Source organism: Kribbella sp. NPDC023855, assembly GCF_040639475.1.
GTDB lineage: Bacteria > Actinomycetota > Actinomycetes > Propionibacteriales > Kribbellaceae > Kribbella.
The window spans coordinates 172,824-199,753 of sequence record NZ_JBFAAA010000010.1 but is presented as its reverse complement, the minus strand read 5'-3'; the positions used below and the strand labels follow the sequence as shown (position 1 = coordinate 199,753).

Annotated in this window: 31 protein-coding genes; 10 read left to right on the top strand and 21 right to left on the bottom strand. The window is 68.4% G+C overall.

The genetic code is table 11. The features are described 5' to 3' along the window. Positions 1 to 113: 113 nt before the first annotated feature. The 6 genes from AB0F51_RS29845 to AB0F51_RS29820 form a co-directional block, all read right to left on the bottom strand. The gene (locus AB0F51_RS29845) at positions 114 to 674 is read right to left on the bottom strand and encodes a DNA-3-methyladenine glycosylase I (RefSeq protein ID WP_360285233.1); all 561 of its coding nucleotides are present in this window, start codon (positions 672 to 674) and stop codon (positions 114 to 116) included. Continuing rightward, positions 671 to 1,108 carry an SRPBCC family protein gene (locus AB0F51_RS29840; protein WP_360285232.1) on the bottom strand — a complete coding sequence of 146 codons (438 nt, stop codon included), beginning with the start codon at positions 1,106 to 1,108 and terminating at the stop codon, positions 671 to 673. The genes AB0F51_RS29845 and AB0F51_RS29840 overlap by 4 nt, the downstream gene beginning before the upstream one ends. After that, positions 1,108 to 2,025, bottom strand: coding sequence for a DivIVA domain-containing protein (locus AB0F51_RS29835; protein WP_360285356.1), 918 nt, complete (start codon positions 2,023 to 2,025; stop codon positions 1,108 to 1,110). Before AB0F51_RS29835 ends, AB0F51_RS29840 begins: the two co-directional genes overlap by 1 nt. A 77-nt stretch (positions 2,026 to 2,102) precedes the next feature. Beyond that, positions 2,103 to 2,972, bottom strand: a complete 870-nt coding sequence (locus AB0F51_RS29830) for a TIGR00730 family Rossman fold protein (RefSeq protein ID WP_360285230.1) — start codon at positions 2,970 to 2,972, stop codon at positions 2,103 to 2,105. Positions 2,973 to 3,025: 53 nt separating this feature from the next. Then, entirely contained in the window at positions 3,026 to 4,087 is a 1,062-nt protein-coding gene (dapE, locus tag AB0F51_RS29825) for a succinyl-diaminopimelate desuccinylase (protein ID WP_360285229.1), read from the bottom strand. Further along, the gene (locus AB0F51_RS29820; RefSeq protein WP_360285227.1) at positions 4,087 to 4,767 is read right to left on the bottom strand and encodes a VOC family protein; all 681 of its coding nucleotides are present in this window, start codon (positions 4,765 to 4,767) and stop codon (positions 4,087 to 4,089) included. Before AB0F51_RS29820 ends, dapE begins: the two co-directional genes overlap by 1 nt. 186 nt (positions 4,768 to 4,953) lie before the next feature. Here AB0F51_RS29820 and AB0F51_RS29815 point away from each other — a divergent pair, with 186 nt between their 5' ends. From AB0F51_RS29815 to AB0F51_RS29805, 3 genes are read left to right on the top strand one after another with little or no spacing between them, the layout of a single operon-like run. Continuing rightward, positions 4,954 to 6,006, top strand: a complete 1,053-nt coding sequence (locus AB0F51_RS29815) for an SGNH/GDSL hydrolase family protein (RefSeq protein ID WP_360285225.1) — start codon at positions 4,954 to 4,956, stop codon at positions 6,004 to 6,006. A gap of 59 nt (positions 6,007 to 6,065) precedes the next feature. Then, complete coding sequence (locus AB0F51_RS29810) at positions 6,066 to 6,722, top strand: maleylpyruvate isomerase family mycothiol-dependent enzyme (RefSeq protein ID WP_360285223.1); 657 nt, start codon at positions 6,066 to 6,068, stop codon at positions 6,720 to 6,722. Between the two features lie 34 nt (positions 6,723 to 6,756). Beyond that, positions 6,757 to 7,101, top strand: a complete 345-nt coding sequence (locus AB0F51_RS29805) for a TraR/DksA family transcriptional regulator (protein WP_360285221.1) — start codon at positions 6,757 to 6,759, stop codon at positions 7,099 to 7,101. A gap of 40 nt (positions 7,102 to 7,141) precedes the next feature. Here the strand turns inward: AB0F51_RS29805 and AB0F51_RS29800 are convergent, their stop codons facing one another. From AB0F51_RS29800 to AB0F51_RS29790, 3 genes are read right to left on the bottom strand one after another with little or no spacing between them, the layout of a single operon-like run. Next, positions 7,142 to 7,939 carry a carbohydrate ABC transporter permease gene (locus AB0F51_RS29800; RefSeq protein WP_360285220.1) on the bottom strand — a complete coding sequence of 266 codons (798 nt, stop codon included), beginning with the start codon at positions 7,937 to 7,939 and terminating at the stop codon, positions 7,142 to 7,144. Further along, the gene (locus AB0F51_RS29795) at positions 7,929 to 8,885 is read right to left on the bottom strand and encodes a sugar ABC transporter permease (RefSeq protein WP_360285219.1); all 957 of its coding nucleotides are present in this window, start codon (positions 8,883 to 8,885) and stop codon (positions 7,929 to 7,931) included. The genes AB0F51_RS29800 and AB0F51_RS29795 overlap by 11 nt, the downstream gene beginning before the upstream one ends. Continuing rightward, positions 8,882 to 10,246: a sugar ABC transporter substrate-binding protein gene (locus AB0F51_RS29790; protein ID WP_360285218.1), complete on the bottom strand. Its 1,365-nt coding sequence runs from the start codon at positions 10,244 to 10,246 to the stop codon at positions 8,882 to 8,884. Before AB0F51_RS29790 ends, AB0F51_RS29795 begins: the two co-directional genes overlap by 4 nt. Before the next feature lie 225 nt (positions 10,247 to 10,471). Here AB0F51_RS29790 and AB0F51_RS29785 point away from each other — a divergent pair, with 225 nt between their 5' ends. From AB0F51_RS29785 to AB0F51_RS29775, 3 genes are read left to right on the top strand one after another with little or no spacing between them, the layout of a single operon-like run. Continuing rightward, positions 10,472 to 11,128 (top strand): SIS domain-containing protein, encoded by a 657-nt coding sequence (locus tag AB0F51_RS29785; RefSeq protein ID WP_360285217.1) that lies wholly within the window; start codon positions 10,472 to 10,474, stop codon positions 11,126 to 11,128. Then, positions 11,125 to 12,099, top strand: a complete 975-nt coding sequence (locus tag AB0F51_RS29780) for a ribokinase (RefSeq protein WP_360285216.1) — start codon at positions 11,125 to 11,127, stop codon at positions 12,097 to 12,099. Before AB0F51_RS29785 ends, AB0F51_RS29780 begins: the two co-directional genes overlap by 4 nt. 49 nt (positions 12,100 to 12,148) lie before the next feature. Beyond that, positions 12,149 to 13,150 carry a LacI family DNA-binding transcriptional regulator gene (locus tag AB0F51_RS29775; RefSeq protein ID WP_360285214.1) on the top strand — a complete coding sequence of 334 codons (1,002 nt, stop codon included), beginning with the start codon at positions 12,149 to 12,151 and terminating at the stop codon, positions 13,148 to 13,150. A 133-nt stretch (positions 13,151 to 13,283) separates the two neighbouring features. On the opposite strand, the gene AB0F51_RS29770 is transcribed toward AB0F51_RS29775, so the two are convergent. From AB0F51_RS29770 to AB0F51_RS29745, 6 genes are all read right to left on the bottom strand, one after another. After that, positions 13,284 to 14,048 (bottom strand): DUF3800 domain-containing protein, encoded by a 765-nt coding sequence (locus AB0F51_RS29770; protein WP_360285213.1) that lies wholly within the window; start codon positions 14,046 to 14,048, stop codon positions 13,284 to 13,286. Between the two features lie 87 nt (positions 14,049 to 14,135). Next, entirely contained in the window at positions 14,136 to 15,311 is a 1,176-nt protein-coding gene (locus tag AB0F51_RS29765; RefSeq protein ID WP_360285211.1) for an MFS transporter, read from the bottom strand. A 10-nt stretch (positions 15,312 to 15,321) separates the two neighbouring features. Next, the gene (locus tag AB0F51_RS29760; protein ID WP_360285210.1) at positions 15,322 to 16,074 is read right to left on the bottom strand and encodes a TipAS antibiotic-recognition domain-containing protein; all 753 of its coding nucleotides are present in this window, start codon (positions 16,072 to 16,074) and stop codon (positions 15,322 to 15,324) included. Positions 16,075 to 16,166: 92 nt separating this feature from the next. Then, positions 16,167 to 17,060: an NAD-dependent dehydratase gene (locus AB0F51_RS29755; protein ID WP_360285208.1), complete on the bottom strand. Its 894-nt coding sequence runs from the start codon at positions 17,058 to 17,060 to the stop codon at positions 16,167 to 16,169. Then, on the bottom strand, positions 17,057 to 17,917 hold the full coding sequence (locus AB0F51_RS29750; protein WP_360285207.1) for a phosphotransferase: 861 nt from the start codon (positions 17,915 to 17,917) through the stop codon (positions 17,057 to 17,059). The genes AB0F51_RS29755 and AB0F51_RS29750 overlap by 4 nt, the downstream gene beginning before the upstream one ends. Positions 17,918 to 17,981: 64 nt before the next feature. Next, positions 17,982 to 18,821 (bottom strand): nucleoside hydrolase, encoded by an 840-nt coding sequence (locus AB0F51_RS29745; protein WP_360285206.1) that lies wholly within the window; start codon positions 18,819 to 18,821, stop codon positions 17,982 to 17,984. Between the two features lie 99 nt (positions 18,822 to 18,920). On the opposite strand from AB0F51_RS29745, the gene dapD reads away from it, so the two are divergent. Together dapD and AB0F51_RS29735 are read left to right on the top strand one after the other, a co-directional pair. Continuing rightward, positions 18,921 to 19,859 (top strand): 2,3,4,5-tetrahydropyridine-2,6-dicarboxylate N-succinyltransferase, encoded by a 939-nt coding sequence (gene dapD / locus AB0F51_RS29740; protein ID WP_360285205.1) that lies wholly within the window; start codon positions 18,921 to 18,923, stop codon positions 19,857 to 19,859. A 94-nt stretch (positions 19,860 to 19,953) separates the two neighbouring features. Beyond that, positions 19,954 to 20,931 (top strand): hypothetical protein, encoded by a 978-nt coding sequence (locus AB0F51_RS29735; RefSeq protein ID WP_360285203.1) that lies wholly within the window; start codon positions 19,954 to 19,956, stop codon positions 20,929 to 20,931. Here the strand turns inward: AB0F51_RS29735 and AB0F51_RS29730 are convergent, their stop codons facing one another. Next, complete coding sequence (locus AB0F51_RS29730) at positions 20,932 to 21,183, bottom strand: hypothetical protein (protein WP_360285201.1); 252 nt, start codon at positions 21,181 to 21,183, stop codon at positions 20,932 to 20,934. A gap of 91 nt (positions 21,184 to 21,274) precedes the next feature. Continuing rightward, positions 21,275 to 21,601 (bottom strand): ferredoxin, encoded by a 327-nt coding sequence (gene fdxA / locus AB0F51_RS29725; RefSeq protein ID WP_131285641.1) that lies wholly within the window; start codon positions 21,599 to 21,601, stop codon positions 21,275 to 21,277. A gap of 130 nt (positions 21,602 to 21,731) precedes the next feature. On the opposite strand from fdxA, the gene AB0F51_RS29720 reads away from it, so the two are divergent. Beyond that, positions 21,732 to 22,676: a GNAT family N-acetyltransferase gene (locus tag AB0F51_RS29720; protein WP_360285199.1), complete on the top strand. Its 945-nt coding sequence runs from the start codon at positions 21,732 to 21,734 to the stop codon at positions 22,674 to 22,676. Between the two features lie 9 nt (positions 22,677 to 22,685). Further along, on the top strand, positions 22,686 to 23,117 hold the full coding sequence (locus AB0F51_RS29715) for a type II toxin-antitoxin system PemK/MazF family toxin (protein ID WP_360285198.1): 432 nt from the start codon (positions 22,686 to 22,688) through the stop codon (positions 23,115 to 23,117). 54 nt (positions 23,118 to 23,171) lie between these two features. Here AB0F51_RS29715 and AB0F51_RS29710 read toward each other — a convergent pair whose 3' ends face one another. The 4 genes from AB0F51_RS29710 to AB0F51_RS29695 all read right to left on the bottom strand — a co-directional run bounded on the left by AB0F51_RS29710 (position 23,172) and on the right by AB0F51_RS29695 (position 26,891). Beyond that, the gene (locus AB0F51_RS29710) at positions 23,172 to 24,953 is read right to left on the bottom strand and encodes a VanW family protein (RefSeq protein ID WP_360285196.1); all 1,782 of its coding nucleotides are present in this window, start codon (positions 24,951 to 24,953) and stop codon (positions 23,172 to 23,174) included. 68 nt (positions 24,954 to 25,021) lie between these two features. Next, positions 25,022 to 25,531 (bottom strand): flavin reductase family protein, encoded by a 510-nt coding sequence (locus AB0F51_RS29705; RefSeq protein ID WP_360285194.1) that lies wholly within the window; start codon positions 25,529 to 25,531, stop codon positions 25,022 to 25,024. Between the two features lie 84 nt (positions 25,532 to 25,615). Further along, positions 25,616 to 26,527 carry an N-acetyl-1-D-myo-inositol-2-amino-2-deoxy-alpha-D-glucopyranoside deacetylase gene (gene mshB, locus AB0F51_RS29700; RefSeq protein WP_360285192.1) on the bottom strand — a complete coding sequence of 304 codons (912 nt, stop codon included), beginning with the start codon at positions 26,525 to 26,527 and terminating at the stop codon, positions 25,616 to 25,618. 67 nt (positions 26,528 to 26,594) lie between these two features. Further along, entirely contained in the window at positions 26,595 to 26,891 is a 297-nt protein-coding gene (locus AB0F51_RS29695; RefSeq protein ID WP_360285190.1) for a LuxR C-terminal-related transcriptional regulator, read from the bottom strand. Positions 26,892 to 26,930: the final 39 nt, after the last annotated feature.

Genomic DNA, 26,930 nt, shown 5'->3' with positions numbered 1-26,930 from the left:
GGCATTTTCCGCATCAGGCCGGGAAATAACCGAGGGTATTCCTGCGCGTACCCTCGGTTGTCCTTCGCGCCCGCCGGGATACCCGGCGTTTGAAACCGCTCACAAAGCGGGTGTCAGCGGGCGACGCAGTCGGTGACGTGGTCGTTCACGATGCCGGTGGCCTGCATCAGAGCGTAGCTAGTGGTGGGGCCGATGAAGACGAAACCCTTTTTCTTCAGGGCTTTGGACATCGCGATCGACTCCGGCGTGGTGGCCGGGACGTCGGCCTCGGTCTTCGGGGCCGGCTGCTTCGCGGGCTGGAACGACCAGAGCAGCTCGGTCAGCTCGCCCGGCTCGAGCTCGAGCAGGGCGCGGGCGTTGGTGATCGCGGCGTTGATCTTCAGCCGGTTGCGGACGATGCCGGGATCGGCCATCAGCCGCTCGAAGTCGTCCGGCCCGTACGCCGCGACCCGCTCCGGGTCGAAGTTGGCGAACGCCTTCCGGAAGTTCTCCCGCTTGCGCAGGATCGTGATCCAGGACAGCCCCGACTGGAACCCCTCGAGCGTCAGCCGCTCGTACAGGCCCTGGTCGTCACGGATCTCCTGACCCCACTCCTCGTCGTGGTACGCGATGTACTCCGGTGCCGACGTCGCCCAGCTGCAGCGCGGCTTGCCGTCCGGGCCGATCACGCTCATCGGGCGACCCCGTCGGCGAGGCGCTTCAGCGAGATCCGCATCATCAACTCGAACGCGGGGCGCACCAGCGGCCACGCAGTACGGCCGACTCGTCCCAGCGGTGGGATGACATCTTCGGACCAGACGAAGGTGCTGCCCTGTGGCGTGGCGCGGACGACGAAGGTGCCGGTACCGCGGACGACCGTGCCGAGGTGCTTCACCGTACATTCGCGCGGCGGGTCCCAATGCGTGATGACCATGTCGTCAGTGAATCCCACGGGACCGACACTTGTGCGCGCGGAGACACCGCCGCCGACGCCTTCGCCATGGTTGCCGGTCGCCCAGACGCGGGTGAACAGCATCCAGGCGGACTGACCGTTCCAGTCCATCACCACGTCCCAGGCGGCCTGCGGCTCCAGCGGGAGGTCGACGGCGGCTTCCGCGTGGCAGGACATCAGTTCGGTCGCTGGACGGCGCCCGCGTCAGGAGCAGCACTGTGCCGGCCCCGAGCCTCGCCACTCGCCTCGTCGGAATCGGTCTCCGGATCCACGTCGGTGGCGCCTTCGGCGGCGGGGTCCGCGGTGGCCGTGTGGTCGGGCGGGGGCGGCTTGGCCTCGAACCACGGGGTGGGCTCGGGGTCGTTCTCGTCGTGGGTGTGGACGAGTTCCTGTAGGAGAGGCGGAAGCGGCACCGGAGCCTGAGGCCCATCAAGCACGGCGGCCGGCTCACGCTCCTCGAACCACTCGTCTTCTTCCTGTACTACGTCCGCCGGTGCCGCAGGTGCCTCCGCGTCCGTGACTGCGTGGGCCTCGGGCAGGGCGTCCGCGGTGGCCGTCGCCTCCGGCTGGGCACCCACCTGCGCCTCCGGCTCGGCGGGAGCTTCGGTGGGCGCGGGTGCTTCCGGCGGGGTGAGTGCGGGGGCGTCCGGCGAGGCGGCGGGCTCCTGCTGCTCCCGTGCCGCTACCGGAGTCGGCTCCGGGGTGGGGAAGTCGCCGCCTACCAGGATCGGCTTGTTGTAGCCGGTGTCCTCGAAGTCCGCTGCGTCGTACTCGGAGCGGGAGGTGAAGCCCGCGCCTTCGGGACCGTGGATGATCGGCGAGACCGCGCGCTCCAGGTCGGCGATCCGGCGGTCGCGTTCGGCCACCTCGCGGGTCACCCGTTCGAGCAGGGTGTCCACCTCGTCCATCCGGTAACCGCGCAGACCGACGCCGAACCGGGTCTTGGCGAGGTCGTCCGCGGTGAGCGCCTGCCGCGCCGGGACGGTCAGGTCCGGCCGGTCGTCGTACGCGGGGGCCATCGCACCCCAGCGGCCCGAGGCAACGACGGCAACGGCCCCGATCAGGAGCACCACAATGAGCCCGAGAAACCACATCACGGGACCGATCGTGCCATGTCCACGGACAACCCCGCACAACCCCGGGCCGGTCGCCCGCTGTCAAGAGTCAGTTTTCAGCTGCCGTCCGAGCCGAGCCGGCGCACCTCGCGGCGCTCCCGGGCCTCCGGGCTGTCGGCCTCGTCCACGTCCCGCTGCGCCTCGGCCGCGGCCTCCTCGGCCGCCGCGTCGGCCAGCTCGCCGGCCTTCAGGATGTAGCTGATCGCCTCGTCCACGTCGTCGGTGATCGTGAACATCTCCAGATCCGCCGCCGAGATCTTGCCATCGGCAAGCATCGTCTCGCGCAGCCAGTCGGCCAGCCCGCTCCAGTACGACGTACCGAACAGCACCACCGGGAACGAGGTGACCTTGCGGGTCTGCGCCAGGGTGAGCGCCTCGAACAGCTCGTCCAGGGTGCCGAACCCGCCCGGCATCACCACGAACCCCTGCGCGTACTTCACGAACATCGTCTTGCGGGTGAAGAAGTAGCGGAAGTTCATCCCGATGTCGACCCACTCGTTCAGGCCGTTCTCGAAGGGCAGCTCGATGCCCAGGCCGACCGACACGCCACCGGCCTCGGAGGCGCCCTTGTTGGCCGCCTCCATCACACCCGGTCCACCGCCGGTGATCACCGCGTAGCCCGCGGCGACCAGCTTGCGGCCGAACTCCTCCGCCGCGGCGTACATCGAGTCCGTCGGCTTGGTCCGCGCCGAGCCGAAGACGCTGATGGCCGGCCCGAGCTCGGCCAGCATGCCGAAACCCTCGATGAACTCCGACTGGATCCGCAGCACCCGCCACGGGTCGGTGTGCACCCAGTCCGACGGGCCGCGGCTGTCCAGCAGCCGCTGCTCGGAGGTCGAATGCTGCACCTGGTTGCGGCGCATCACGACAGGCCCGCGCTGCTGTGAGCCCTGCGGACGGTCTGGGTGGATCGATGGGTCTGCCATGCCCCCAGATTAGTCCGGCGATCCGGTTCAGGCCCGCCGAAACCGGCCGCGCCTCACGCCGTCAACCAACTCCTCAACCGCTGTTCACACTGCTCGATCTCCGCCTCGGGCACGTACTCCTCCTGCTTGTGCGCGAGCAGCGGGTCCCCCGGCCCGTAGTTGACCGCCGGAACCCCCAGCAGGGTGAACCGTGCGACGTCGGTCCAGCCGAACTTCGGCTTCGGCTCTCCCCCGACGACCTGGAGGAACGCGGCCGCTGCCGGCCGCTCCAGCCCTGGCAAGCCACCCGGCGACGAGTCGGTCACCTTGACGTCGAACCCCGCGAAGACCTCCCGGACATGCGCCTCGGCCTCCGCCTCCGACCGGCTCGGCGCGAACCGATAGTTCACCGACACCGTGCACAGATCCGGTACGACGTTTCCCGCGACCCCGCCGCTGATCGCGACGGCGTTCAGCCCTTCGCGGTACTCCAGCCCGTCGATCGGCACCCGCCGCGGCTCGTAGGCCGCCAGCCGGTCGAGGATCTCGCCGGCCGCGTGGATCGCGTTCTTGCCCATCCACGAGCGCGCCGAGTGGGCCCGCTCCCCGTACGTCGTGACGTCGACCCGCATCGTGCCCTGACAACCGGCCTCGACGGCCGCGTTCGACGGCTCCATCACGACCGCGAACACGCCCTGCAGCAGCTCGGGGTGGGTCTGGGTCAGCTTGAAGAGCCCGTTCAGCTCGGCGTCGACCTCTTCGCAGTCGTAGAAGACATAGGTGACGTCCCGGTTCGGCTCGGTCAGCGTCGCCGCCAGCCGGAGCCCGACGGCGACACCACCCTTCATGTCGCAGGCGCCGAGCCCGTGGATCAGGCCGTCCGCACGCCGGGCCGGCAGGTTGTCGTTCAGCGGCACGGTGTCCAGGTGCCCGGCGATGACGATCCGCTCGTCTCGCCCCAACTCGGTCCGCGCCACCACCGTGTTGCCGTGCCGCGAAACCGTCAGATGCCCGTACGCCGACAACGCCGCCTCCACGGCATCAGCCAACTCCTGCTCGGTGCCACTGACCGACGAAACGTCGACCAGCGCCGCGCACAGGTCGGGGCCGGACTGGTCAAGATCAAGCTTCGCCATCAGATTCCTCGGTCGCCGGTCAGGAATACGCAGAACTCGTTGCCTTCGGGATCGGCGCAGACGTGCCAGCCGATGGTGTCGTCCTTGGGCCGCAGCAGTGTCGCACCCGCGGCCAGGACGCTGTCGAGGTCGTCCGCCGTGACGTCCCAGTGGATCCGGTTCTTGACCGTCTTGGGCTCGGGCACCGGGACGAACACCCAGTACTGGAACGGCAGACCCGGCACGTTCTCCAGCCAGTACCACGGCTTGTCCGGATCGTGCGCGACCTCGCCCCCGACGATCCCGGCCCACCAGCGCGCCTGCGCCTCCGCGTCCGCCGAGTCCACCACCAGCTCCATCAACCGGTACTCCGAGTCCTTCTCCCGCACGAACCCGCAGAACTCCCCACCCTCGGGATCGGCCATCACCGCCCAGTGCTGTTCCTCGGTGATCGGCTTCAGCACGCTCGCGCCGAGCCGCTCCAGCTCCTCGATCGAGTTCGTGTGCACGTCCAGATGAACCCGCTGCTTGACCGTCCGCGGCTCGGGCACGTGGTTGAGCCAGATCGTCTTCTCCGGCAGATCGCCGGCCAGCACCTCCGGATTGTCCGCCGGTGTGGTCAGCCCGAGCACCTGTCCCCAGAACGACGCCATCACGCTCGTCGACCCGACATCGACACACAAATCCTTGAACCGCACCATGCCTCACAGGTTAGTGGCGCTCGCCGCCCTGCCCCGGAGCACCGCCGCCCGCGGAGAACCGTCACACGATTGTGCGGCGGAATCCGGCGGCGGACGCGTTTGTGATCGCCCGCCGTGGTTACCGGTAGTCACCAACCTGCTACAGACCGGCGGGCCGCCTCCTGCCCCGAGATCGTTGGAGGCTTCATGACCATGTCCTCGTGCCTGCCCGGCCGACTCGCGGCGGCAGCCGGCCTCACCGCGCTCGCACTGGTCTCGACGGCCGGGAGCGCCGCCGTCAGCGCCGCCCCCGCACCACCGAAGTACAAGTACTACGTGGCGCTGGGCGACAACTACACCGCCGCACCGCTCGTCCCACCCTTGGACCTGGCCAACCTGGCCTGTCTGCGGTCCGGAGGCAACTACCCTGCCTTGCTGGTCCAGAAGCTGAAGGTGCCGAAGTCGACCGACGTCAGTTGCGGCGGCGCGGACACGACCCATGTCGAGGCCTCTCAGACCACTCCAGGCGGTTTCCTGCCGGCCCAGCTCGATGCTGTCAGCAAGAAAGCCGACCTGGTCACGATCGGTTTCGGCGCCAACGACTTCGGGGTGCTGGCCAGCCTGCTCACCGTCTGTCCCAAACTGAAGAAGTCGGACCCTGACGGGGCGCCCTGCAAGAAGAAGTTCACCGCCGGCGGCAAGGACCAGCTGAAGGAGAGCGTCAGCAAGACCAAGGCCCGGTTGACCGCCGTGGTGAAGGCGGTCAAGAGCAAGGCCGCGCCGAAGGCGACGATCGTGCTGGTCGGCTATCCCTCCATCGCGCCGGCGAAGAACAACTGCGCCGAGCTGCCGCTGGCCAAGGGTGACTACGCCTATCTGACGACGATCCTGTCCGAGCTCAACAAGGCGATCCAGGCGGCGGCCAAAGCAGGCCAGGCGAAGTACGTCGATGTCTTCAAGGCGTCCACGGGTCACGATGTCTGCGCCAAGGCCAAAGCGTGGGTCCAGGGGAAGGACCCGGACCTGCTGAAGGCGGCCGCGTTTCACCCGCGGGCAGAGGAGCAGGCCGCGGTCGCCGACCTGATCGTCAAGACGGTCTCCGGCCGGGAAGCGACGATCACTTCGGCAGACCAGGAGGCCTGGCAGGCCGGGGCCGAAGCTCGCCGGCAGCAGTCGGCCGCAATCCTCGCCACGCCAGATGCTCGCACCCGTGTCACCGACCGGCTGCGGCAAGGAGGCCTGTTCCCCTCCGGCCGGTAGGGATCGGCCGGTAGAGCCCGGCCGAGCGCCTCGCCGGCTCTCCGGTTTAGGTTTGGAGGGTGAAACCTGACATGGAAGCAACGGTCGCGCGGCTGACCGCAGTACTGGCAGGTCTCGACGATGAGGCGGCGCGAGCGCCGTCCGGCTTGCCCGGGTGGTCGCGTGGGCATGTGCTGACGCACGTCGCGAACTTCAGCGAGGCGATGACGCGCCAGGTCGAGGAAGCCCTGGCCGGCCGGCTGGTCGAGATGTACGACGGCGGCCGCCCGGCGCGGGATGCCGCGATCGAGGCCGGCGCCGGGCGGTCGGCGGACGAGTTGCGGGAGCACGTCCGGTCGGCCACCACCGGGCTGCTCGCCGCCTGGCGGAAGGTCGACGACTGGTCGCGGCCGGTCACGCACCGCAACGGCGACCTGGCGGCCACCGTCTACACGGGCTGGCGCGAACTCGAAGTACACACTGTCGACCTCGCCCTGGAGCCGACATCCGACGACTGGTCGGTGGAGTTCTGCCTTCACCTGCTCGACTTCCTCAAGGCGCGCACGCCAGACGGGCTCCACCTCATCCTGGTCGGTGGAAACACCCGCTGGGAGAACGGCACCGGCGAGGATCGCGTCCTCACCGGCACCTTCACCGATCTCACCGCCTGGATGGCCGGCCGCCGCCCCGTGCGCCCGATCACCGGCGACCTCCCCGAACTGAAACCCTGGCCCTGAGCCCCGAGCTCTGACCCGAGCAACAATGGACACCATGGCGGGTGATCCCGAGTTACGCGCTGCACTCACCGCCGACCGAACCGGTACGGCGGAGCGCATCGCGGCGCTCAGTACCGACCTGGAAGCGATCGTGGAGGCGTCGCGGCTGGTCGCGACCGACGACGAACACGATCCGGAGGGTACGACGATCGCGTTCGAGCGGTCGCAGACGAGCACCCTGCTCGCGGACGCCCGCCGGCACCTCGAGGATCTCGACAGCGCCCTGGCGCGGCTGGACGCGGGTGACTACGGCCGCTGCGAGCGCTGCCACGAACAGATCGCGATCGGCCGGCTCCTCGCCCGGCCGACCGCGCGGACCTGCATCACCTGCGCGACCTGAGCCGCGGAGCCCGGAGTACGGAGCATGGAGTACGGCGCAGCTATTTCAGGCCGGTTGTCTTCATTGCGTCGACGAGGCGTTTCTGGCCGGCCACGAAGACGATGACGGTCGGGATCGCCGCGATCACCGCGGCCGCGAGGATGAGGTTCCAGGCGGAGGCGTACTGGCCCTGCATGCCGGAGATGCCGAGCTGGATCACGCGGAGATCGGGATTGCGGGTGATCGTGAGCGGCCAGAGGAACGCGTTCCAGTTGGCCAGGAAGAACAGCACCGACAGGCTGGCCAGCACCGGGCGGCTGAGCGGCAGGATGACACTCCAGTACCGCCGCCAGTAGCCGCAGCCGTCCAAGTCGGCCGCTTCCTCCAGCTCCCGCGGGATGTTCAGGTAGTACTGCCGGAGCAGGAAGATGCCGAAGGCATGGAAGATGCTCGGCACGATCAGCCCGGCGTAGCTGTCGAGCAGACCGAGCTGCTTGGCCACCAGGAACAGCGGGACGAGGATGACCGGCAGCGAGACCAGTAGCGTCGACATGATGCCGGAGAAGATGAGGCCGCGGCCGGGGAACCGCAGGCGCGCCAGCGCGTAGGCCGCCATCGAGTGGAAGAACAACGCAACGACGGTGACGACCACTGCGACGATGGCACTGTTCATCAGGAAGCGCGGCAACGGGATCTTCAGCAGCACGTACTGCAGGTTGTCCAGCGTCCAGGTCGACGGCCAGCCGAACGAGAAGATCTCCTCCGGTGGCTTCAGCACACTGATCAGCACCCACAGCAGCGGCGCGACTGCCAGGATGGCGAGCACATGAGCGAGGATCGGGAAGAATCTAGTCCTCATCGAAGCGGCCTCCTCGGGTGACGGCGAACATCAGGCCGGTACAGAGGATGAGCAGCGCGACGACGACGGTGGTCAGCGCGGCGGCGTACCCCATGTTGTTGAAGGTGAAGGCCTGTTCGTAGATGTAGAGGACGACCGTGCTGGTGGCCCGGGCCGGACCGCCCTTGGTGAGCACGTAGACCAGGTCGAACGCCTGCAACCCGGTCACCGCGCCGATCGTCGAGTTGACCACGACGAAGAAGCTGGTCGGTCGCAACAGCGGCCAGATCACGTAGCGGAACCGCTGCCACGCGCTCGCGCCGTCGATCTGCGCCGCGTCCTCCAGCTCCTTCGGCACGTCCTTCAGCCCGGCCAGGAAGACCAGCATCTGGTAGCCCATCAGGAACCAGACGCTGATCACCACATAGGTGCCCAGGGCAAGCGCCGGCGTACCGAGGAAGGACACGTCGCCGAGCCCGAGCGGGCCGAGCAGCTTCGACAGTGCGCCGCGCTTGTCGACCAGCAGGAACTGCCAGATCAGGCCGACCACGACCAGGCTGACCACGTTCGGCAGGAAGAACGCCGAGCGGACCCAGCCGATCCCGCGGAAGTGGTTGCGCACCAGCATCGCCAGCGCGAAGCTCACCACGAACGCGAGTGGGACGAAGGTGACGACGTAGATGCCGGTGATCTTCAGCGACGCCAGCAACTGGTCGTCGCCGGCCATCAGCCGGTAGTTGGCCAGACCGACGTACCGGTAGTTGCCGAAGCCATCGACCTTGAAGAACGCGACCCCGAAGGCGAGCAGCATCGGCAGCGCGACGAAGATCAGCAGGCCGATCGCGTCCGGCGCGAGGAACGCGTACGCCGCCAGTGCCTCGCGCCGCCGCTTCGTCATCGGCGCCTTCTCCCGGGCTGCCGTCACCCGGGGCGGTCCGGTCGGTGGTGCACTCGTGGTCGTGGTCATGTGATGGGCGCGCCCTGGTAGGTCTTCAGGAACGTGTCGATCTTCTGCGCCGCGTCCGCCGCCGCCTTGCCCGGATCGGCACCGTTCAGCTGGCAGGCCTGGATCGCGTCCGCGATCGGCTGGTACACCTCCGGCGGGAAGCGCGGCTCGGGTTTGCCGGTGGGCGCGATCTCGGTGACGAACTTCTTCAGCACGCCTTCGGCGAAGGCACCCTTGGCGTCGGCGGCCGTCTGGACCGACTTGCGCGGCGGGACGTTCGTCTTCACCACGGTGTTCCACTGCCGCTGCCGCTCGACTCCTTCGGCGTCGGTCGATCCGAGCGCCCAGGCGATGAACTTGGCCGCGGCCTCGGGGTTCTTGCCCTTCGAGTTCGCCACGAACGCCCAGCCGCCGAGGTCGGTGGCCGGCTTGCCGCCTTCGGGAGTCGGGTGCGGAATGATGCCGTACTTGAAGTTCTTCGCCTTGCTGCGCATGTCGGAGACGGCCCAGATGCCGCTCTGCTGCATGGCGGCGGCACCCGAGCCGAGGTTGGACAGCACGTCACCGCCGCCGTCACCAAGAGCCTTGCGCGGGGCGACCTTGTTCTTGATCGTGTCCTGCCAGAACTTCAGCGCCTGTACGGCGGCCGGCGAGTCGAAGGCGACCTTGCCATCCTTGATCGGCGTACCGTCGCCCTGCCAGAGGAACGGGTACCAGGTGAAGTTCTGGTAGTAGCCGGGCAGCGTTTCGAACATCACGCCGTACCGGTCCTTGCCGGTCAGCTTCTCGGCGACGGCCAGCGTCTGGTCCCAGGTCTTGGGTAGATCGGCCTCGGACAGACCGGCCTTCTCGAACGCGGTTTCGCTGTAGTACATCGCGAGCGGCTCGATCTCCATCGGCAGGCCGTAGACCTTGCCGTCGACGCTGCGCGCTTCCAGCAGGCCGGGCAGGTAGTCGGCCTTGGTCTCGGCCGACAGGTCGCCGGACAGGTCCTGCAGGACGCCGCCGTTGTAGTACCGCAGGAAGTCGCCGGGGCTGATCAGGAAGATGTCCGGGCCCTGTCCCGACTGGAACGCGGTCTGCAGCGTCGTACCGCTCAGGTAGTCCTTGCCGGGGATGTAGCGCAGCTTCACCTTGACGTCGTTGTTAGCGTTCCACTGGTCGGCGAGCGCGACGAACCACTTGCTCTGCGGACTGTTGTCGTCGGACGGCCCGTAGAAGTTCCAGAAGGACAGCTCCTTGCCGTCGCCGCCGGCGTCGTCACCGCCGCAGGCGGTCAGCAGAGGGCCGGCGAAGGCCGAGGCGGCCAATGCGCCGAGGCCGCCGCGCAGTACCGATCGTCGGCTGATCGGCCTGGGATTGACAGGGGAGGGTGCGGACATCAGGAACTCCAGGGGTCCGAGTGGCCAGACTGGGCAATCGATTTCTCGCAATCTACGATCGCGGCCTGGAGTGGTCAAGAGTCCCGGCGCCAACGATTTGGCCGGATCTGCCGTTCGCGCTTGTTTTGAACAGGATGGAGCCGTTGACACTGTGTCGCCGCCTTGCCTAGTCTTCGGAAATCGATTTCTGACTTCAGAGCGGAAAGCGGGTCGAGGATGCCAGCAGTGCCGAACCGGGCGGCCGTCCACCGCCCGGCCGAGTTGCCGCGCGAACTGGTGACGCAAGGGCTGGCGGCGGCGCGGAACGCGATCGAGACCGAGGCGGCGGCGGTGTCGGCCTTGGCCGGGCGGCTCGACGGGGTGTTCCTCGACGTACTGAAGGCGGCTGCCGCGTGTGAAGGGCACCTGGTCGTCACCGGGCTGGGCAAGTCAGGCCTGGTCGGACGCAAGATCGCCGCCACGCTGGCGAGCACCGGCACGCCCGCGTCCTTCATCCACGCCGGCGACGCGTTGCACGGCGACTCCGGCGCGGTGACCGAACGCGATCTGGTGCTGGCGCTGTCCGCCTCGGGTGAGACCGCCGAGGTCTGCGCGTTCGCCCGGATGCTGCGCGAGCGGGAGATCCCGGTGATCGCGATGACGGGTGCCGAGGAGTCGACGCTCGCCCGGCTGGCGACGTACACGCTCGACACCATGGTCCTGCGCGAGGCCGATCCGCTGAACCTCGCACCGACCGCCTCGACCACCGCAGCCCTGGTGATGGGCGACGCGCTCGCCTGCGCACTCGTCGTACTACGCGACTTCACCCACCACGACTTCGCCCGCTTCCACCCGTCCGGCGCACTCGGCCGCAGGCTGCTCGGCGCCGGGGAGGACGAATGACCCGGTACGACGTGTGTGTCCTCGGCTCTTTCATGAAGGACCTGGTCGCCAGCGCGGAACGGCGGCCGTTGCCCGGCGAGACCTTGCACGGCACCGGATTCGCCGAGTTCCTGGGCGGCAAGGGCGTCAACCAGGCGATCGCCGCCGCGCGAATGGGGGCCCGTACCGCGATCGTCGGGACCATCGGCGACGACCGGTACGGCGAGGAGTTTCTCGAGCTGCTCAAGACCGACGGGGTCGACACCAGGTGGGTGGTCCGGCATCCGGAGCTCGGGACCGGCGTCGGACTCCCGCTGGTCCTGCCGGACGGGAGCAACTCGATCATCATCGTGTCCCGCGCGAACTCCGCGATCACCCCGGCCGATGTGGAGGCGGCGTCCGCAGTACTGACGTCCAGCAAGGTCCTCAGTGTGCAACTCGAACTCCCGGTCGAGGCGAGCAGAGCTGCCCTTCAACTCGCCTCGGCCGCGGGCGTCACCACGATCCTCACCCCGGCTCCGGCCGGACCGGTCGATGCCGGCTTGGCTGCCTTCGTCGACATCCTGGTGCCGAACGAGGTGGAGGCCGCGGCGCTGACCGGCCTGGACTGCGACGACGAAACCCAGGTACCGGCGATTGCCCGGCGCCTCGCCGAGGAATGGGACCTGCGCGGCTGCGTGGTCACCCTCGGCTCTCGCGGCGCCTATGTTTTGGATCGTCAACATGGCGTGGAAGTGCGCATGCCGGCCTACTCCGTCGCAACTGTGGACACAGTTGGTGCAGGAGATGCCTTCTGCGGATCGCTGGCCGCATCACTGGCCGACGGCGCCGAGCTCGTTGACGCAGTACAACTGGCCAACGCCGCCGGTGCGCTGTCCACAACCTTGGATGGTGCAGCCGCCTCGGCCCCGACCCGCGCAGCCGCTTTGGCCTTGCTCGACGCGCATCCGGTGCGGATGTCGCCGTTTCAAGTAGCTCAGCCTCCGCCGTGAGATCCTTGTGCCGTCCAGACGGCAGCTAGGTCTCAAGCGGGGAGCGAGTATGACGACGATCTACGACGTCGCGCGTAGATCTGGCGTATCGCCGGCCACTGTGTCGCGGGTGCTCAGCGGCCGCCGGAACGTGGATCCGGAACTGTCCGAGAAGGTCCGCGCGGCCGTGGCCGAGCTCGGCTACCGCCCGAACGGCGTGGCCCGCAACCTCCGCCGGGCCAGCACCAACCTGTGGGCCGTGGTCATCTCCGACATCGAGAACCCGTTCTTCACCTCGCTGGTCCGTGGGCTCGAGGACGTCGCGCAGACCGAGGGCTACCACGTCGTACTGTGCAACTCCGACGAGGACCCGGCCAAGGAAGCGGCGTACGCGTCGGCCGTGCTGACCGAGCAGATGGCCGGCGTGGTGATCTCGCCGACGTCGACCGCCGAGGGCGTCCAGCAACTCGACGAGGCGAAGACGCCGATGGTGCTGATCGACCGCCGGGTCGACGGCGTCGAGGCGGACACCGTCCTGGTCGACAACGAGCACGGCGCCGCCGAAGGCGTGAAGCACCTGATCGACGGCGGCTACCGCCGGATCGCCTGCATCACAGGACCACGACGCGTCAGTACTGCGATGGACCGGCTGGCGGGTTACCGCTCGGCCCTTCGCGGCGCGGGCATCCGCTTCCAGAAGGACTTGGTCCGGCATGCCGACTTCCGCGAGGCCGGCGGCTTCGCGGCAATGGAAAGCCTGCTGGACCAGCCCGAACCACCGGAAGCCCTCTTCGTCGCCAACAACCTGATGACCGTGGGCGCCCTGGAGTGCCTGGCCAAACGCGGCCTCCGCGCCCCCGACGACATCGCCGTGGTCGGCTTCGACGACCTCCCCTGGGCCGACCTGGTCGTCCCCTCCCTCACCACCGTCGCCCAACCCACCTACGAACTAGGCCGCACCGCAGGCTTACTCCTCAAAGACCGCATAACCTCCCCCGGCCGCCCCCCATCCACAGTCACCCTAAGAACCGAACTCCACATCCGAGCCACCTCAGCCCCCAAAACCCCCTAACCCCACCTGCTACTCTGTTGCCACGAGGCCTTCGATGGCCGCGGAGAGAACGCCAGGTCTGCTGCCAGACCCTTCCGGCTCGACCGGTTGCGGCGCTCCGGACCATCGAAGGTCTCGTCGTTTCGGTCAGCAGCTAGAGACCGTCCAGCGGCCACCACGGGTACTGCTCCATCGTGCCCGGCGCCGCGATCACCCGAAGACCGTGCCCCCAGGCCTCTCCTTCGAAGCGATGGATCTGATGGCGGACAGCCAGCAGATGATGGTGCTCGAAGCCGCCGAACTCGTCCGGCTCCAGAGCTGCCCGCAACATCCCGGCGTACTGGTCGGCCGCCTGCAGCCCGTCCAGCTGCCCGGCCGCCAGAAACCGCGGCATGCTTCGCAGCAGATCCCAGCGCGTCTGAGCTTCCGCGTCGGACCGCAGTTTCTCGAAGTACACCAGGGTCTCCTGGTGCGGAAATCCACGCACGTGCCCGAAGTTCACGACCACATCGCGGGCTCCGCCTGGCCAGGTAGCCGCCGCATGCAGGATGCCCGTAAGCGTCAGACCGGACGCGTAGTTGTAGAAGGCAACTTGATTGGCCCTGACCGGGTCAGCTGCCGCGAGAGCCGCCTTCTCGATGACCAAGTAGCCGACCACCACCCCTTCCACGGCAGCAAGCTGAGCCGCCACGAACTGCCGGCGAGGAAATCTCTTGACGTGCTCGGTCCAGTGCAGTGGCTTGTTCACCGGCACCGACAGACGCTGACGACAGGTTCCGATCGCCGAGCGCAGCGCAGCGTCGTCCTCGTCGGCAACCATCACCGCCACCATCGCGAAATAACGCGAGGCTTTTCCCGATGTTCCGCGGTCGCCGGTCTCGTCGACGTAGGCCCGGACCAGTGGCCGCTCGAAGTACATGCCGAGGACCCTACGCACGATCAGAGGGCCCCGACCGGGCGAACTCAGCTTCTGTGGATATCTGCCCCGGTATTCCCCAACTTGCCCTTAATCAGGTGGTTTGGGTTTGTAGTGGGGGACCCAGTGGGCTAGCCAGGTGGCTCCTAGGGTGGTTAGGGCTCCTAGGGTGAGGGTGGCGGTGGCTAGGGGGGCGATGAAGGTGATGGCGCTGATGAGGAGGGGGCCGATTACTCCGCCTAGTTCGGCGCAGGCGGTCCAGCCGGCCAGGAACTGGGCGCGGAGGGCGGGTGGGGCGGCGTCGGCGCCGAGGGTGATGATGATGCCGGAGCCGAGACCGTTGCCTACGGCCATCAAGCTGGCGACGGCGAGGACGGCGTACAGGGTGCTGGTGAGGGGCAGGGCGAGCATGCCGAGGCCGAGCGCCAGGGTGCACGGGACGGCGATCCAGACGCGGCCGAAGCGGTCCATCACCAGGCCGGCCGGGTAGAACAGCAGCATCTCGATGCCGTTGGTGATGCCGAAGACGATCGAGATGTCGGTGGCGGACAGTCCGACGTGTTCGCCCCAGAGCGGGACCAGGCTGACGCGGGCGATTCGCGCCACCGCGATCACGAAGACGCCGGTGCCGAGGGTGAGGAAGACGCGGCGGCTGTCCCAGAGCACCTTCCTGATCGGTTGATTCTCCGGCAGGACGTGTTCCCGGACAGGATCACCAGCACAAAGCAGCAGTACTGCGGCGCCGAGCGAACTCGCGACCCCGACGGCGTACGCCGCAGCGATCCCCCACCGATGACCCGCTGCCGCGCCGAGGAACGGGCCGATGAACAAGCCGATCCGGTTCACCCCGCCGAGCGTCGACATCGCCCGAGCGCGCATCCCGATCGGCACCACATCGGTGAGATAGGACTGCCGCGCCAGACTGAACACCGCCCCCGACAGACCGGCAACGACCAACGCCAGACCGAGCACCTCCCAGCTGCCCGCGAGCCACGCCACGAACCAGGCCGCCGCCGTGACGATTGCCGCCAGCAACAGAGCGCGCCGCTCGCCGATCCGCACCACCAACGCCCCGGCGGGCAGCGACCCCGCGAAGTACCCGAAGCCCAGTACTCCGACCAGAAAGGCCGCCGTCCCGACCGAAGCACCCAACTCGAGCGCCGACAAGGCGATGATCGGCAGGACGGCCCCCATCCCCACCGAGTTCACCACCGTCGGCCCGAACGCCGGCACCGCGACCCGCCACAGACTGAACCCCTCGGCCATCGCCCGCCCTTCAGGCGGACAGGTGGGTGTCCGCGTAGACCGTCATCGCGTCGTGCAGGTACTGCACCACACTGTCATCACCGCCACCGATATTCTGCCGGAAGCGCTCGTCGTCGAGGTAGAGCTGCCCCAATCCCTTGTAGGCTTCACGATTCGGCGTCCAGAAAAGACTGGTGATCTGGTGGTGCAGCCGGACCAGTTCCTGCACGCGTGGGTCGCGGACGTCCGCTCCCTCCGCCTTCAGCGCCGCCATCCCCTCGTGCACCCGGGGATAGCCGGTGCGCGCCAGCTCGGCGTCCTGCTCGCTCCAGCCCTGCATCCGCCGGTAGCTGGCGTCGACCGCCTCGTCACCCCAGCGTTCACGCGCCTCGGCCTCGTACGGGTTGTGCTCGAATCCCTCGAAGACCTTCTCCGGTTTCATCTCGTCTCCTCTCCGGAGGTTGCCGATGGTGGAATCGACGGTCCGGATCAGCCGGCCGAGCCGCAGTTGCTCGCGCAGCAGCCACTCCTTGTGCCGGCCGAGCACCTCGATCGTGCTCGCACTGCTCTGCCGCTCCAGTACTTCGGCCACCACGTCCAGGCTGAGCCCGAGATCACGCAGCAGGAGAATCTGCTGCAATCGGAGCAGCTGCTCCTGTTCGTAGTACCGGCGCCCGTTCGGTGCGATCCGGGCCGGGATCAGCAGCCCGATCGCGTGGTAGTGCCGTAGCGTGCGCGAGGTGACGCCCGAGTCGCGAGCCACCTCGGCGATCGACCAGGCCACCGTTCGCACCGTCCTTTTCCACCCTCGCGGCCGGTCGTTCCGGCCAACACTCAGGACGGTAGTAGTTGTCGCTACGTCAACTTCAAATCAATTTAGTGCGGCGGTGGTGGAGGCGTGTTTCCGGCTTGGATCCACTCCATGCAGGCCCGCGCCGACTCGGCTGCCGGTCGCACCGCCAAACCAGCGGCCAGCGCTCTGGAGTTGTCGAGCAGGAAGGTCCCGTCGTTCGATCCGTCGTGCGGCAGGTGGAACCGGTCCACGGCCGGCTCCCAGTCCACCGGCGGACTTCCCGGTACTACGGACCGCCACGCCTCGGCGAGCTCCGCCATCGTCGTCGACTCGCTCACCGCGTTGAACGCTCCGCCGCGGCCGTCAACCGTCACCCGCAGCAGGAACGCCGCGAGGTCACGCGCGTCGAGGTACTGGATCGGCTGGCCCGGTCTCGCCGCGCATTCGAGTGGCTTGCCGGCGGCGAGCGCCTCGCCCCAGTTGCCGAAGTCCGGGTTGTACGGTCCGACGACGAAACCGGACCGGACGGCCGTGGTGCGCTCTCCGAAGGTCTCGGCCAGCAGCGCTTCGGCCCGGGCCTTCGAGGGTCCGTAGAGATCCATCGTGAACTCGTCTTCCGGGGCACCGTCGGGCCACGCCAGCTGGGGCGCGTCCTCCGTCATCCCCGGGGTCGTCCTGCTCGCGTACACCGCGATCGAGGACATGAAGGTGTAGTGGCCGACGCGGTCCCGCAGCAGTTCGGCACTCCGGCGTAGGTCGTGAACCAGGAAGCCGGACATGTCGATGACGGCATCCCACTCCCCCGACGCCAGCGCGTCGGGCGCGGATCGCTCGCCCTGGAGATGGATCGCCTCTGGGAAGAGGGTGGGGTTGGTCCGGCCGCGATTGAACAGGGTCAGCTCGTGTCCGGCAGCCAGCGCTGCCTCGGCCACGTGGCGGCCGAGGTTCTTGGTTCCGCCGAGGATCAGCAGCCTCATCGGAGGTTGGTGGTGATGTCGGTCAGCTCTGCGAGCAGCGGCGCGATCCATTCTCTGGAGGAGGTCACGGTGTTCACGCCTTCCTCGACGACCCAGGCCAGCGCGCGCAGGGTGAACGCGATCCCGCCGATCGCGAGCTGGCGCTGGACCAGCTGCGGATCGGTGCCGGAAGCATCGATGTAGCGGGCAACGATCGGTCCGCGTTGGTGGCCGACGGCAACGGCATCGCGAAGGAGGGTGTGCAGGTCGCTCAGGTGTGGGGCCACGTGCGCGAGCGGCCAGTCGACGATGGTCCAGCGGGTGCCGTCGGTGACGAGGTTCTTCGACACGAAGTCTCCGTGGACCACGCGGGCCGGGGTCTCCTTCTGCAACTCATCCAGCTTCGCGACGCCCACCGACTCGAGTCGCGCCGCCAAATCGCCGTCGGCCGGACTCCGGCGTACCAGGTCTCGGAGGTGGTCGGGGGTGAACTCGCTGGGCGCATCGATCGGTTGCGAACGAACAGTGGCGATCAGCTCGGCCGCGGCCAGGAAGCCCTCTGCGGTCGGCTCCTGCTCCAGGCTTACCAGCCCGACATCGGCCAGCACGAGCAGTACGGCGTCGTCCGTCTCCTCGGCGTGGATCAACTTCGGTGCCGGCAACTCGAGTGGCACCACAAGCCGCCGGTACGCCGCGGCCTCGGTCACCTGCGCATCGCTGCCCCGCTTGGCGATCACGCTGCGCAGGCCGTACGACAACCGCCAGACCTCCGACGAGCCCCATTCGCGCAGTACTTCGCCCTTGAGCTGGCCGAGGTTCGGCGCCTGGGTGGCGGCCAGAAGGGGTCCGGCGATCGAGTCGAGCCAAGCGGGCAGCATGCGGGCGTCCTCCAGGAGTGAGTCGATCGGCGGATCGGTTGATCGCGGGTCGGTTGATGGCTGGTCAGGTCATCGCGGCGAGCATTCGGTCGACGATCCGGCGGGTCACCCGCTCCGGGTCCAGGTCGGTGACGATCCGGTGCGGACCGGCCGGGTCGGGCGCGAACCGGGTCCGCCCGTCATCCTCCACGACGATCCGCCCGGTGGCGAACGAAAATAACTCCGGCTCGACCATCATCACCACCGCCGCCGGATCGTGCGGCTCGTTGAAGTCGCGCTGCCGGAACTCCCACCACTGCCGGATCTCCGCACCGACCAGCTCACCCAACTCCCCCGCCGACTCGAGCTCTGCGACCAGCGCCGCGTCCAACCGGAGCCGTCTCGTTTGGTCGATACCGATCGTCGTCACCGGCACTCCGGACTCGAAGGCTGCCGCCGCCGCGGCCACGTCGCACTTGATGTTGTGCTCGGGCTCGTCGCTGCCGGAAAAGTCGCCACCCATCAGGAGGAGCTGCTCGATCTGATGCCCGGGCGTCTCGACCGCCTCGGCGACAGTGGTCAGTGGCCCGACCGCCAGCACCGTCGCCGACCCGGCCAGCAGAGCGACCGGATCATCGGTGCCGACCTCTTCCTGCTCGAGCCCCGGCATCAGCGCGCCTTCATGACCCGCCCACCAGACCTCACGACCGGATCGCGGCTCGCCGCGCCCCGGCACGATCGGGCCGACGTCACGGCCGGCAAGGCGGGCCACCCTGGCCACCATCCGCGCCCGCAACAGCACGTCGCCGTACACGGTGGTCACGCCGGTCAGGGCGAGTTCGGGCGAACCGAGGATGGTCGTCAACGCCAGCAGGTCGTCGACGTCGGTACCGAAATCAGTGTCGAGGATCAGGGAAACCGGCATGGGAATCCTTTCGTCGCGGTCCGGTGCGCCGGTTTCGAGGCTATCCACTGATCAGACCGGTGGACGAGCGATGACCGGGCGTCTGGCAGGCTTTGGGGCATGACTGAGAACGCCACCCGCGCCTGGGGCTTCGGCCTCGCCACCGTCACCCCCTCCGGCAGCGTGCTCGACGTCTGGTACCCGGCGCCCGCGCTGGGCGAGGCCCCCGCCGAGGCGAAGGCACCGGCCGAGCTGATCGCTGCCGAGGGCAACGACGACCTCCGCCAGGTACGCCGTACGGTCGTCCGGGCCGAGATCGTGCTGGATCAGGCACCCGCGGACACCGCCGACGCGTACCTGCGGCTGCACCTGCTCTCGCACCGGCTGGTCCGTCCGCACGGCGTCAACCTGGACGGCATCTTCGCCGCGCTGCCGAACAACGCCTGGACCTCGCACGGCCCGGTCCCGGTCGAGGAGATCGAGAACGTCCGGCTCCGCGCCCGCGCGGCCGGCCTGCACCTGACCGTGACGAGTGTGGACAAGTTCCCGCGGATGACCGACTACGTCGTACCGTCCGGCGTCCGGATCGGCGACGCGGACCGGGTCCGGCTCGGCGCGCACCTGGCGTCCGGCACCACCGTCATGCACGAGGGTTTCGTGAACTTCAACGCCGGCACGCTCGGGACGTCGATGGTCGAAGGCCGGATCGTGGCCGGGGTCGTCGTCGACGACGGCAGCGACATCGGCGCGGGCGCCTCGATCATGGGCACCCTGTCGGGTGGCGGCAAGGCCGTCGTCTCGATCGGCAAGCGCTGCCTGCTCGGCGCCAACGGTGGCGTCGGCATCTCGCTCGGTGACGACTGCGTGGTCGAGGCCGGTCTCTACGTCACCGCCGGTACGAAGGTCACGCTGCCCGACGGTTCCGTGGTGAAGGCCCGCGAGCTGTCCGGCCAGCCCGGCCTGCTCTACCTGCGCAACTCCGTCACCGGCGCCGTCGAGGCCCGGCCGCGCAAGGGTGAGGGCATCACACTCAACGAAGCCCTGCACGCCAACGCGTGACAACTCACGCCAACCAAGGCAACGAGCTGTACGTCATACTCAGCGTGACCTATCTCCAGGAACCAGTACGCCGGTCCTGCACGTTGGAACCGGTATGCCGATGAACCGGGGCACGCTGGTCGCCGTAGGAGCGATGGGGGCGCTCGCGCTTGCCGTCGGGGTGGGGATCGCGTGGATCGGCGGCAAGGGCGTCGGGCCGCTGCTCCCGCCCCGTGAGCAGTGCATGGCGACGGTCAGCGGCGCGAGCGTAGTACTGGATCTGGAGCAGGCCGAGTCGGCGGCGATCATTGTGGGCATCGCAGTACGGCGTGGTCTGCCGGCCCGGGCTGCCACAATCGCGCTGGCCACGGCGTACCAGGAGTCCGGGCTGCGCAATCTGGCGCATGGTGACCGGGACTCGCTCGGGCTGTTCCAGCAGCGGCCGTCGCAGGGCTGGGGGACGCCTGCGCAGGTGCAGGACCCGCATTATGCGGCGGCGAAGTTCTACGACGCGCTGGTGAAGGTGAAGAACTACCAGAAGCTCGCAGTGACGGTCGCGGCCGACCGGGTTCAGCGGAGCGCCTTCCCCAATGCCTATGCGGATCATGAGGCAGACGCCCGGGTGCTCGCGTCGGCGCTGACGGGCCAGTCGAAGGCGGCCTTCAGTTGCACGGTCAGCACCGCCTCGCTGCCGGCCGAGACCATGGGCAAGAACGGTCTGACGCCGCGGGCCGAGACGGTCCGGAAGGACCTGGTCGCGACGTTCGGGAAGCTGTCGACGGGTGGCTATCAGCCGGGCGGCGTGACGACGGGACACATGGAAGGCTCGGCCCACTACGAGGGCCGGGCGGTCGACATCTTCGTGAAGCCCATCTCGACGGCTAACACGGTCAAGGGGTGGGCGCTGGCGCAGTACCTGGTGGCGCGCGCCGACCACCTGGGGATCCGCACGGTGATCTTCGCCGACAAGATCTGGACCTCCGGCGGCCGCTCCGACAGCGGATGGCGCGACTACACCGCCCCCGACCGCCCCGGCAACAAAGACACCCTGCGCCACCTGGACCACGTCCACGTCGACGTCATCGCGGAATAGTCAGACCTTCAGTTCGCGGAGCGGGCTGCCGCCGTCGATGAAGAGGCGGCCGGTGGGGGTCAGAGCCGCGGCGATCCGGGCCAGAGACGGCGCCTGCTGAGCTGGGTGGCGACCGTCCAGAGCGCCGACGCGCCGAGCAACCTCCCCGGCGGCCGCGCCCGGGCCGCAGCCGAACTCGAGGACGCGGAGCCCCGGGACGAGCGGCAGCGCGTCGACGACCGCGGCAAGCCGCGAAGACAACGAAGCAGACACCTGAGACCTCCCTCAGTCTCGATACTGCCTACCTGCGGGCACAGCAACGCCCGGATGGCCTGGGACCGATCCGGGCGTGTGCAGGACGTGCCTACTCGTCGTGCTCCTGCGGGGGGAGGGCGGCGATGAAGGGGTGGTCCTTGTCGATCTTGCCCATCTTGGAAGCGCCGCCGGGCGAGCCGAGGTCGTTGAAGAAGTCGACGTTGGCGGTGTAGTAGTCCTTCCACTGCTCCGGGGTGTCGTCTTCGTAGTAGATCGCCTCCACCGGGCAGACCGGTTCGCACGCCCCACAGTCGACACACTCGTCCGGGTGGATGTAAAGCATCCGGTTGCCCTCGTAGATGCAGTCGACGGGGCACTCCTCGACGCAGGCGAGGTCCTTGAGGTCAACACACGGCTGCGCGATGACGTAGGTCACTGGTACTCCTCCTATAGCCAGCAGGCGCAGCAGACTGGATGCTGCGGTGCGGTGTTCCCGATGCTCATATGGTGGTGCGGCTACCTAGTATCACGGTAGTCCTTCCCACACTCTGCCAGGAGTCCGCATCGTGTCAGGTCTCAGTGCCCGTGATATCGGCCACCGTGTCGTGGTCCGCCACCGGCTTGCGGGCGGACAGCTGACCGATGTCATCGGGGTGTTGCAGGCATACGACGCGGGTTCGCTGGTGGTCCGGCACTCCGACAGTACGCCGTACCGGATCCGTCTGGAGGACGTCTCAGCAGCCAAACGGATTCCACCGATGCCGCTGCGGCCCGTGGACGTCGAGCAGCTCTTCCTCACCACAGCCCTCGGCCGTCCTGCCGCAGAGACCTCGTACGTCGGTCAGTGGCTGCTGCGAGCCTCTGGTGGCTGGACTGGCCGGGCCAACTCCCTCCTGCCCGCCGGTGACCCCGGGATGCCCGTCTCGGAGGCTCTGAAGCGCGCTGAAGCCTTCTACGCCGAGCGAGGCCTCCCTCCACTTGCCCTGGTCCGCCTGGACAGCCCTGTGGCCCAGGAGATCAAGGAGCAAGGCTGGGTCGACGCCCGGCCGGAGCAGAGCGACGTACTGGTCCTGCACGCGACTCTGGACCACCTCAACGCGGGGCCGGCTCATGAGGTGGCTATCCGCGACAAGCCGGACGCTGCTTGGTACCAGGCAGCCTTTGAGGGCACTCCCCCGGCGGCAGCACCCGCAGTGATGGAAGGCGCCCCCAAAGCCGTCTTCGCGTCAATAGAGCTGGACGGCCAGGTCGTAGCGGTCGGCCGCGGCTCTATGACCGGCCACTGGCTCGGGGTGGACGCAGTACGGGTAGACCCGGCGTACAGGCGCCGTGGGCTCGCTACAGCCGTCCTGCAGGGCCTCGCACGGTGGTCTGGACAGCAGGGAGGCCGCCGGAGCTACGTGGAGGTCCTGGAAGAGAACACAGCCGCCATGACGACCTACACGAACCTCGGGTACGCCGTTGCTTATCGCTACCGCTACCTCACGGTCAGTACGCCGCCGAGTCGGTAAGGTCGCTCCATGACTGAGGTGGTGCGACCTGAGTACGCGGGCGACTACGAGGGCAGGGTGCACGTCGAGTACACGCCGCATCCCGACGACGGGGTGGCTGATCCGGGCGAGATCGTCTGGACGTGGGTGCCGTTCGAGGAGGACCACCACCGTGGCAAGGACCGGCCGGTGCTGGTGGTCGGGTCCGACGGGCCGTTTCTGTTGGCGCTCATCCTGACCAGCAAGGACCACGACCGGGACGCGGCCGACGAGAAGCGCTGGGGCCGGGTGTGGCTCGACATCGGCAGCGGCCCGTGGGACAAGGCCGGCCGCAACAGCGAGATCCGGCTCGATCGCGTACTACGGATCGACCCGGCCCAGGTACGCCGGGAGGGCGCCGTGATCGGCGAGGAGCTGTTCGGCCAGGTCGCCGCCGGCCTGCACGCCCTGCACCCGCAATAGGCCAGAACGAAAGTGGGCCGCCCCCGAGGGGACGGCCCACATCGACGTACTGGTTCAGCTGCCCGGCGGACGCGTGGTCGTCGGCGGCTTGCCCGGGCCACCACCCGGCGGAGTGGTGGTCTCCGTCGACGGCGGGGTCGTGCCCGGCTTCGGGCCGCAGCGGATGTCGTCGGCCGCGTTGTAGTTCGTGGTGAACGACTCGGTCTTGACCCGCTGGCCGTTCTTGTTGAAGTACCGGTAGATCTTGATGTCGAACCCGGTCGTCGGCGCCTGCGGCCGGCAGTTCTTCTCGGTGTTGTAGACCAGCCCGGGAGCGCGGAAGTTGGTCTTCGCCGACTGCCCGGCGGTGATGTCCCAGACCTTGGTGCCCCAGATCTTCACCGTCAGGCTGCCCGAGCTGCTCGGCGTCGACGCGGTGAAGATGGTCTGCACCAGGATGCCGTTGCCGGAGTCGTTGAGGAACTTCAGGTCCACCGACGGCCAGGCCACGGTGGCCTCCCGGCCGACCGGGTAGCGGTCGATGTAGACGCTGTGCGCCTTGTGCTCGACGTCCTTCAGGCCGGCGAAGAAGGCCGCGTTGAAGGTGGTGGTGGCCGACTGCGAGACACCGCCGCCGAGGTCCAGGACGAACTTGCCGCCGTTGATGATGTTGCCCTCGGTGAACCCGTTGGCCTTGGTCCGCTCGCCGACGATCTTGTTCAGGCTGAACATCTCGTTCGGCTTCAGCAGCGTGCCGTTGATCTTGCGGGCGGCGGTGCCGATGTTCACGTTGCGGTAGGTGGCGTGCGGGAACTTGGTGGTGAACTCGCCCATCACCTCCTTGATCCCGAGCGCGGTGGCCGCCTCGGTGGTGACGGCGGCCTTGGTGTGCGCCAGGCCGACCGCGGCGGTGCGCTGGCCGACCGGCTTGGGCAGCAGCGCGAGGATCGCCGGGACGACCTTGTCGCGGGCGACCACCATGCCGTCGACGGCCGGGATCACCTTCGGCTTGCCGCCGACGATCTGCACCGTCGCGTCCTTCGGCAGCGTCTCGAGCTTCTTGAACCGCTCGGCGAACAGCGGCTCGAGCAGTTTGGCGTTCAGGGTGGGCGTGAACGCGCCGTCCTTCGCGACCAGGGTCAGCGCGGGCGCGATCTCCTCGGGTTCGAGGTCGGCGCTCTTGTCACCGACGGTCAACCGGACCGGCCCGGACATCGCCGGCACGGCGTACTCGGACATCGCCTTGTCGATCACGTCACTGCCGGCCTGCGGCTTGGTCACGTCGACCTGGAGCGCCTTGGGGTTGCCGTCCGACGGGAAGCCGGCCACGACCGTCTCGGTGGCGGCCTCGTTGTCCAGCTGCACACCGTCGGCGGACGGGTGCTTCACGGCCCTGGCCTTGACGAAGGTGATGGTGCCTTCAGTGGCCGGCCGGTTCACCTGGGCGGCCAGCTTCTCGATCGCGGCCTTCAGCTTGGCCTCGTCCTTGGCGATCACCGGCTGGACCGCTTCGCCGCCGGTCATCGACTGCCAGATCCGGGCCGGGTTCAGGCTGCGTCCGGCGCCCGCCGCGGCGACGGTGGCGTCCACGTCCAGGGTGAGACCGGCCTCGTCAGGCTTCACCTGGTACGTTCTCGCACCAGCCTTGACGTTGATGGGCAGCACCAGGCGATCCTTCAGCCCGGCCTGCAACTTGGCCTTCGCGTCATCCTCGGACAGGCCACCGAGGGGAATCCCCAGCACCGTCGTGTCCCCGGGTACCTTGTCGCCGGTCAGCGCGAACGCCAGACCGTATCCGACCACGAGCACCCCGAACCCCGCCGCGGCGATGATCCCCGCGAGCTGTTTTCTCCCCACCGGACAGAGTCCTCCTGCTCGAAACCAAGTAACAGCAACGGCACAGACTACAGGACAGGACTGACCACTCAGCCCTTGAGTGCCCGGTAGTGGCCCGCGTAGTACATCAGGGCGGCGGGGTCATCTGGGTCGCCTGCGCCGAGGCTGAGGACCTCGCCGACGACGATGGTGTGGTCGCCGCCCGGGTAGGTCGCCCACGTGCGGCACTCCAGCCACGAGAGCGCTCCCTCGATCAGCGGGCAGCCGGTCTTCGGACCCGGCTGGGTGCCGATCCCGTCGAACTGGCTGTAGAGGTCCCGACCCGACTTGGCGAACCGCTCGGCGATGCCTTGCTGACGCCCCGCCAGCACGGACACCGCCCAGAACCCGCAGTCCAGCACCGCGTCGTGCATCCGGACCCCGCGGTCCACGCACACCAGCACCAGCGGCGGCTCCAGCGACACCGAGGTGAACGCGTTCGCGGTCATCGCGTGCGCGATCCCGTCCTGCAACGTGCTCATGATCGTGATACCGGAGGCGAACCGGCCCAGCGCGGTACGAAACTCCGCGGACTCGATGCTGCCGGGGTCCGTCGTCACCCCAGCAGCCTAGTGCGCGGCACTCCGTCCCGCAGTGGTTGATGCCTCAACCCATCGTGTGTCAACGGTCACGGCAAGGGGTGGTCACAGGCCTGCGAAGAGGTCCGTTTCGACGCCGTCGGGGCCGGGGGCGGCGGTGCCCTTGACTAGGCGGTAGGCCTCGCTGCCCCAGATCTCGCTGCCGTTGTTGTTCGACAGGGCGAAGAACGGGCCGTCGACGGTGATCTGGGTGGCGTGTGCCTTCATCGCGTTCATCTTGCGGTCGATGAAGCCCTCGCCCGAGATCACGCAGTCGATGAACCGGTCCGGGGTGACGTACGGGCCGAGCGGCCCGTCCGGGTCGAGCCCCTCGAAGGTCGTGGTGTCACCGGACTCGCGCAGCTTGCGCAGGCTCTCCCGCATGCCCGACTCGGCCATCGCCATCCAGTAGACCTTCGCGATCTCCCACGCCTCGCCCAGGTCCTGCCGGTACGACGGTGCCGCGGCCAGGGCGGCGGCGTACGTGGCCACCCGGTGCGCCTTGACGTGGTCGGGGTGACCGTAGTTGCCGAACTCGTCGTAGGTCACCAGCACCTGCGGGCGGACCTCGCGGATGATCGGGACCAGATCGTTCGCCGCGGTCAGCAGGTCGGCCTGCCAGAAGCTGTCCGCCCGGGTCTCCGGCGGGACGGCGGCGTTGCCCTGCTCGTCGTAGATCATCCCGGTATCGCGGTACCGGCCCGGGCCGCCGAGGAAACGATAATCGGTGACGCCGAGCTCACGCATCGCCGCGTCGAGCTCGCCGATCCGGTGCTTGCCGAGGCCGTCGGTCTGGTCGGCGGCCAGGTGCGCCAGCTCCGGGACCAGGACCTCGCCTTCCTCACCGAGGGTGCAGGTGACCAAAGTGACCTGCGCACCCTCGGCGACGTAGCGCGCCATCGTCACGCCGTTGTTGATCGTCTCGTCGTCGGGATGGGCGTGGACCAGCAGCAGACGACGGTCAGGAAGCTCACTCATGCCGCCAGCCTACGTGGCCCTTCCGACAACTCCCGGGCCTCCGCTTTCCGGCTTTCCGCCGCCCGGCTCAGCCGAACCGGCGGACCAGCAGGCAGCCGGCCTGGAACCGCGACTTGGCCCCGAGCCCGGCGATCAGCGCGCTGATCTCGGCCCGGACGGTCCGCAGCGAGAGCCCGAGCTGACGGGCGATCGCCGCGTCCTTGGCGCCGGTGGCCATCAACCGCCCGATGGTGACCTGGCGGCCGGTCAGCTCCTCCGCGACGGCAGGCGTCCGGCGTCGCGATTCCAGCTCGTAGACCTCACAGACCACCTCCGGTGCGAAGTCCTCCCGGCGGACAGCAGGAACAGCCTGGTAAACCGACATGCACATCTCCTCCCCAGTCGTCGTGCAGGTCCAATTCTC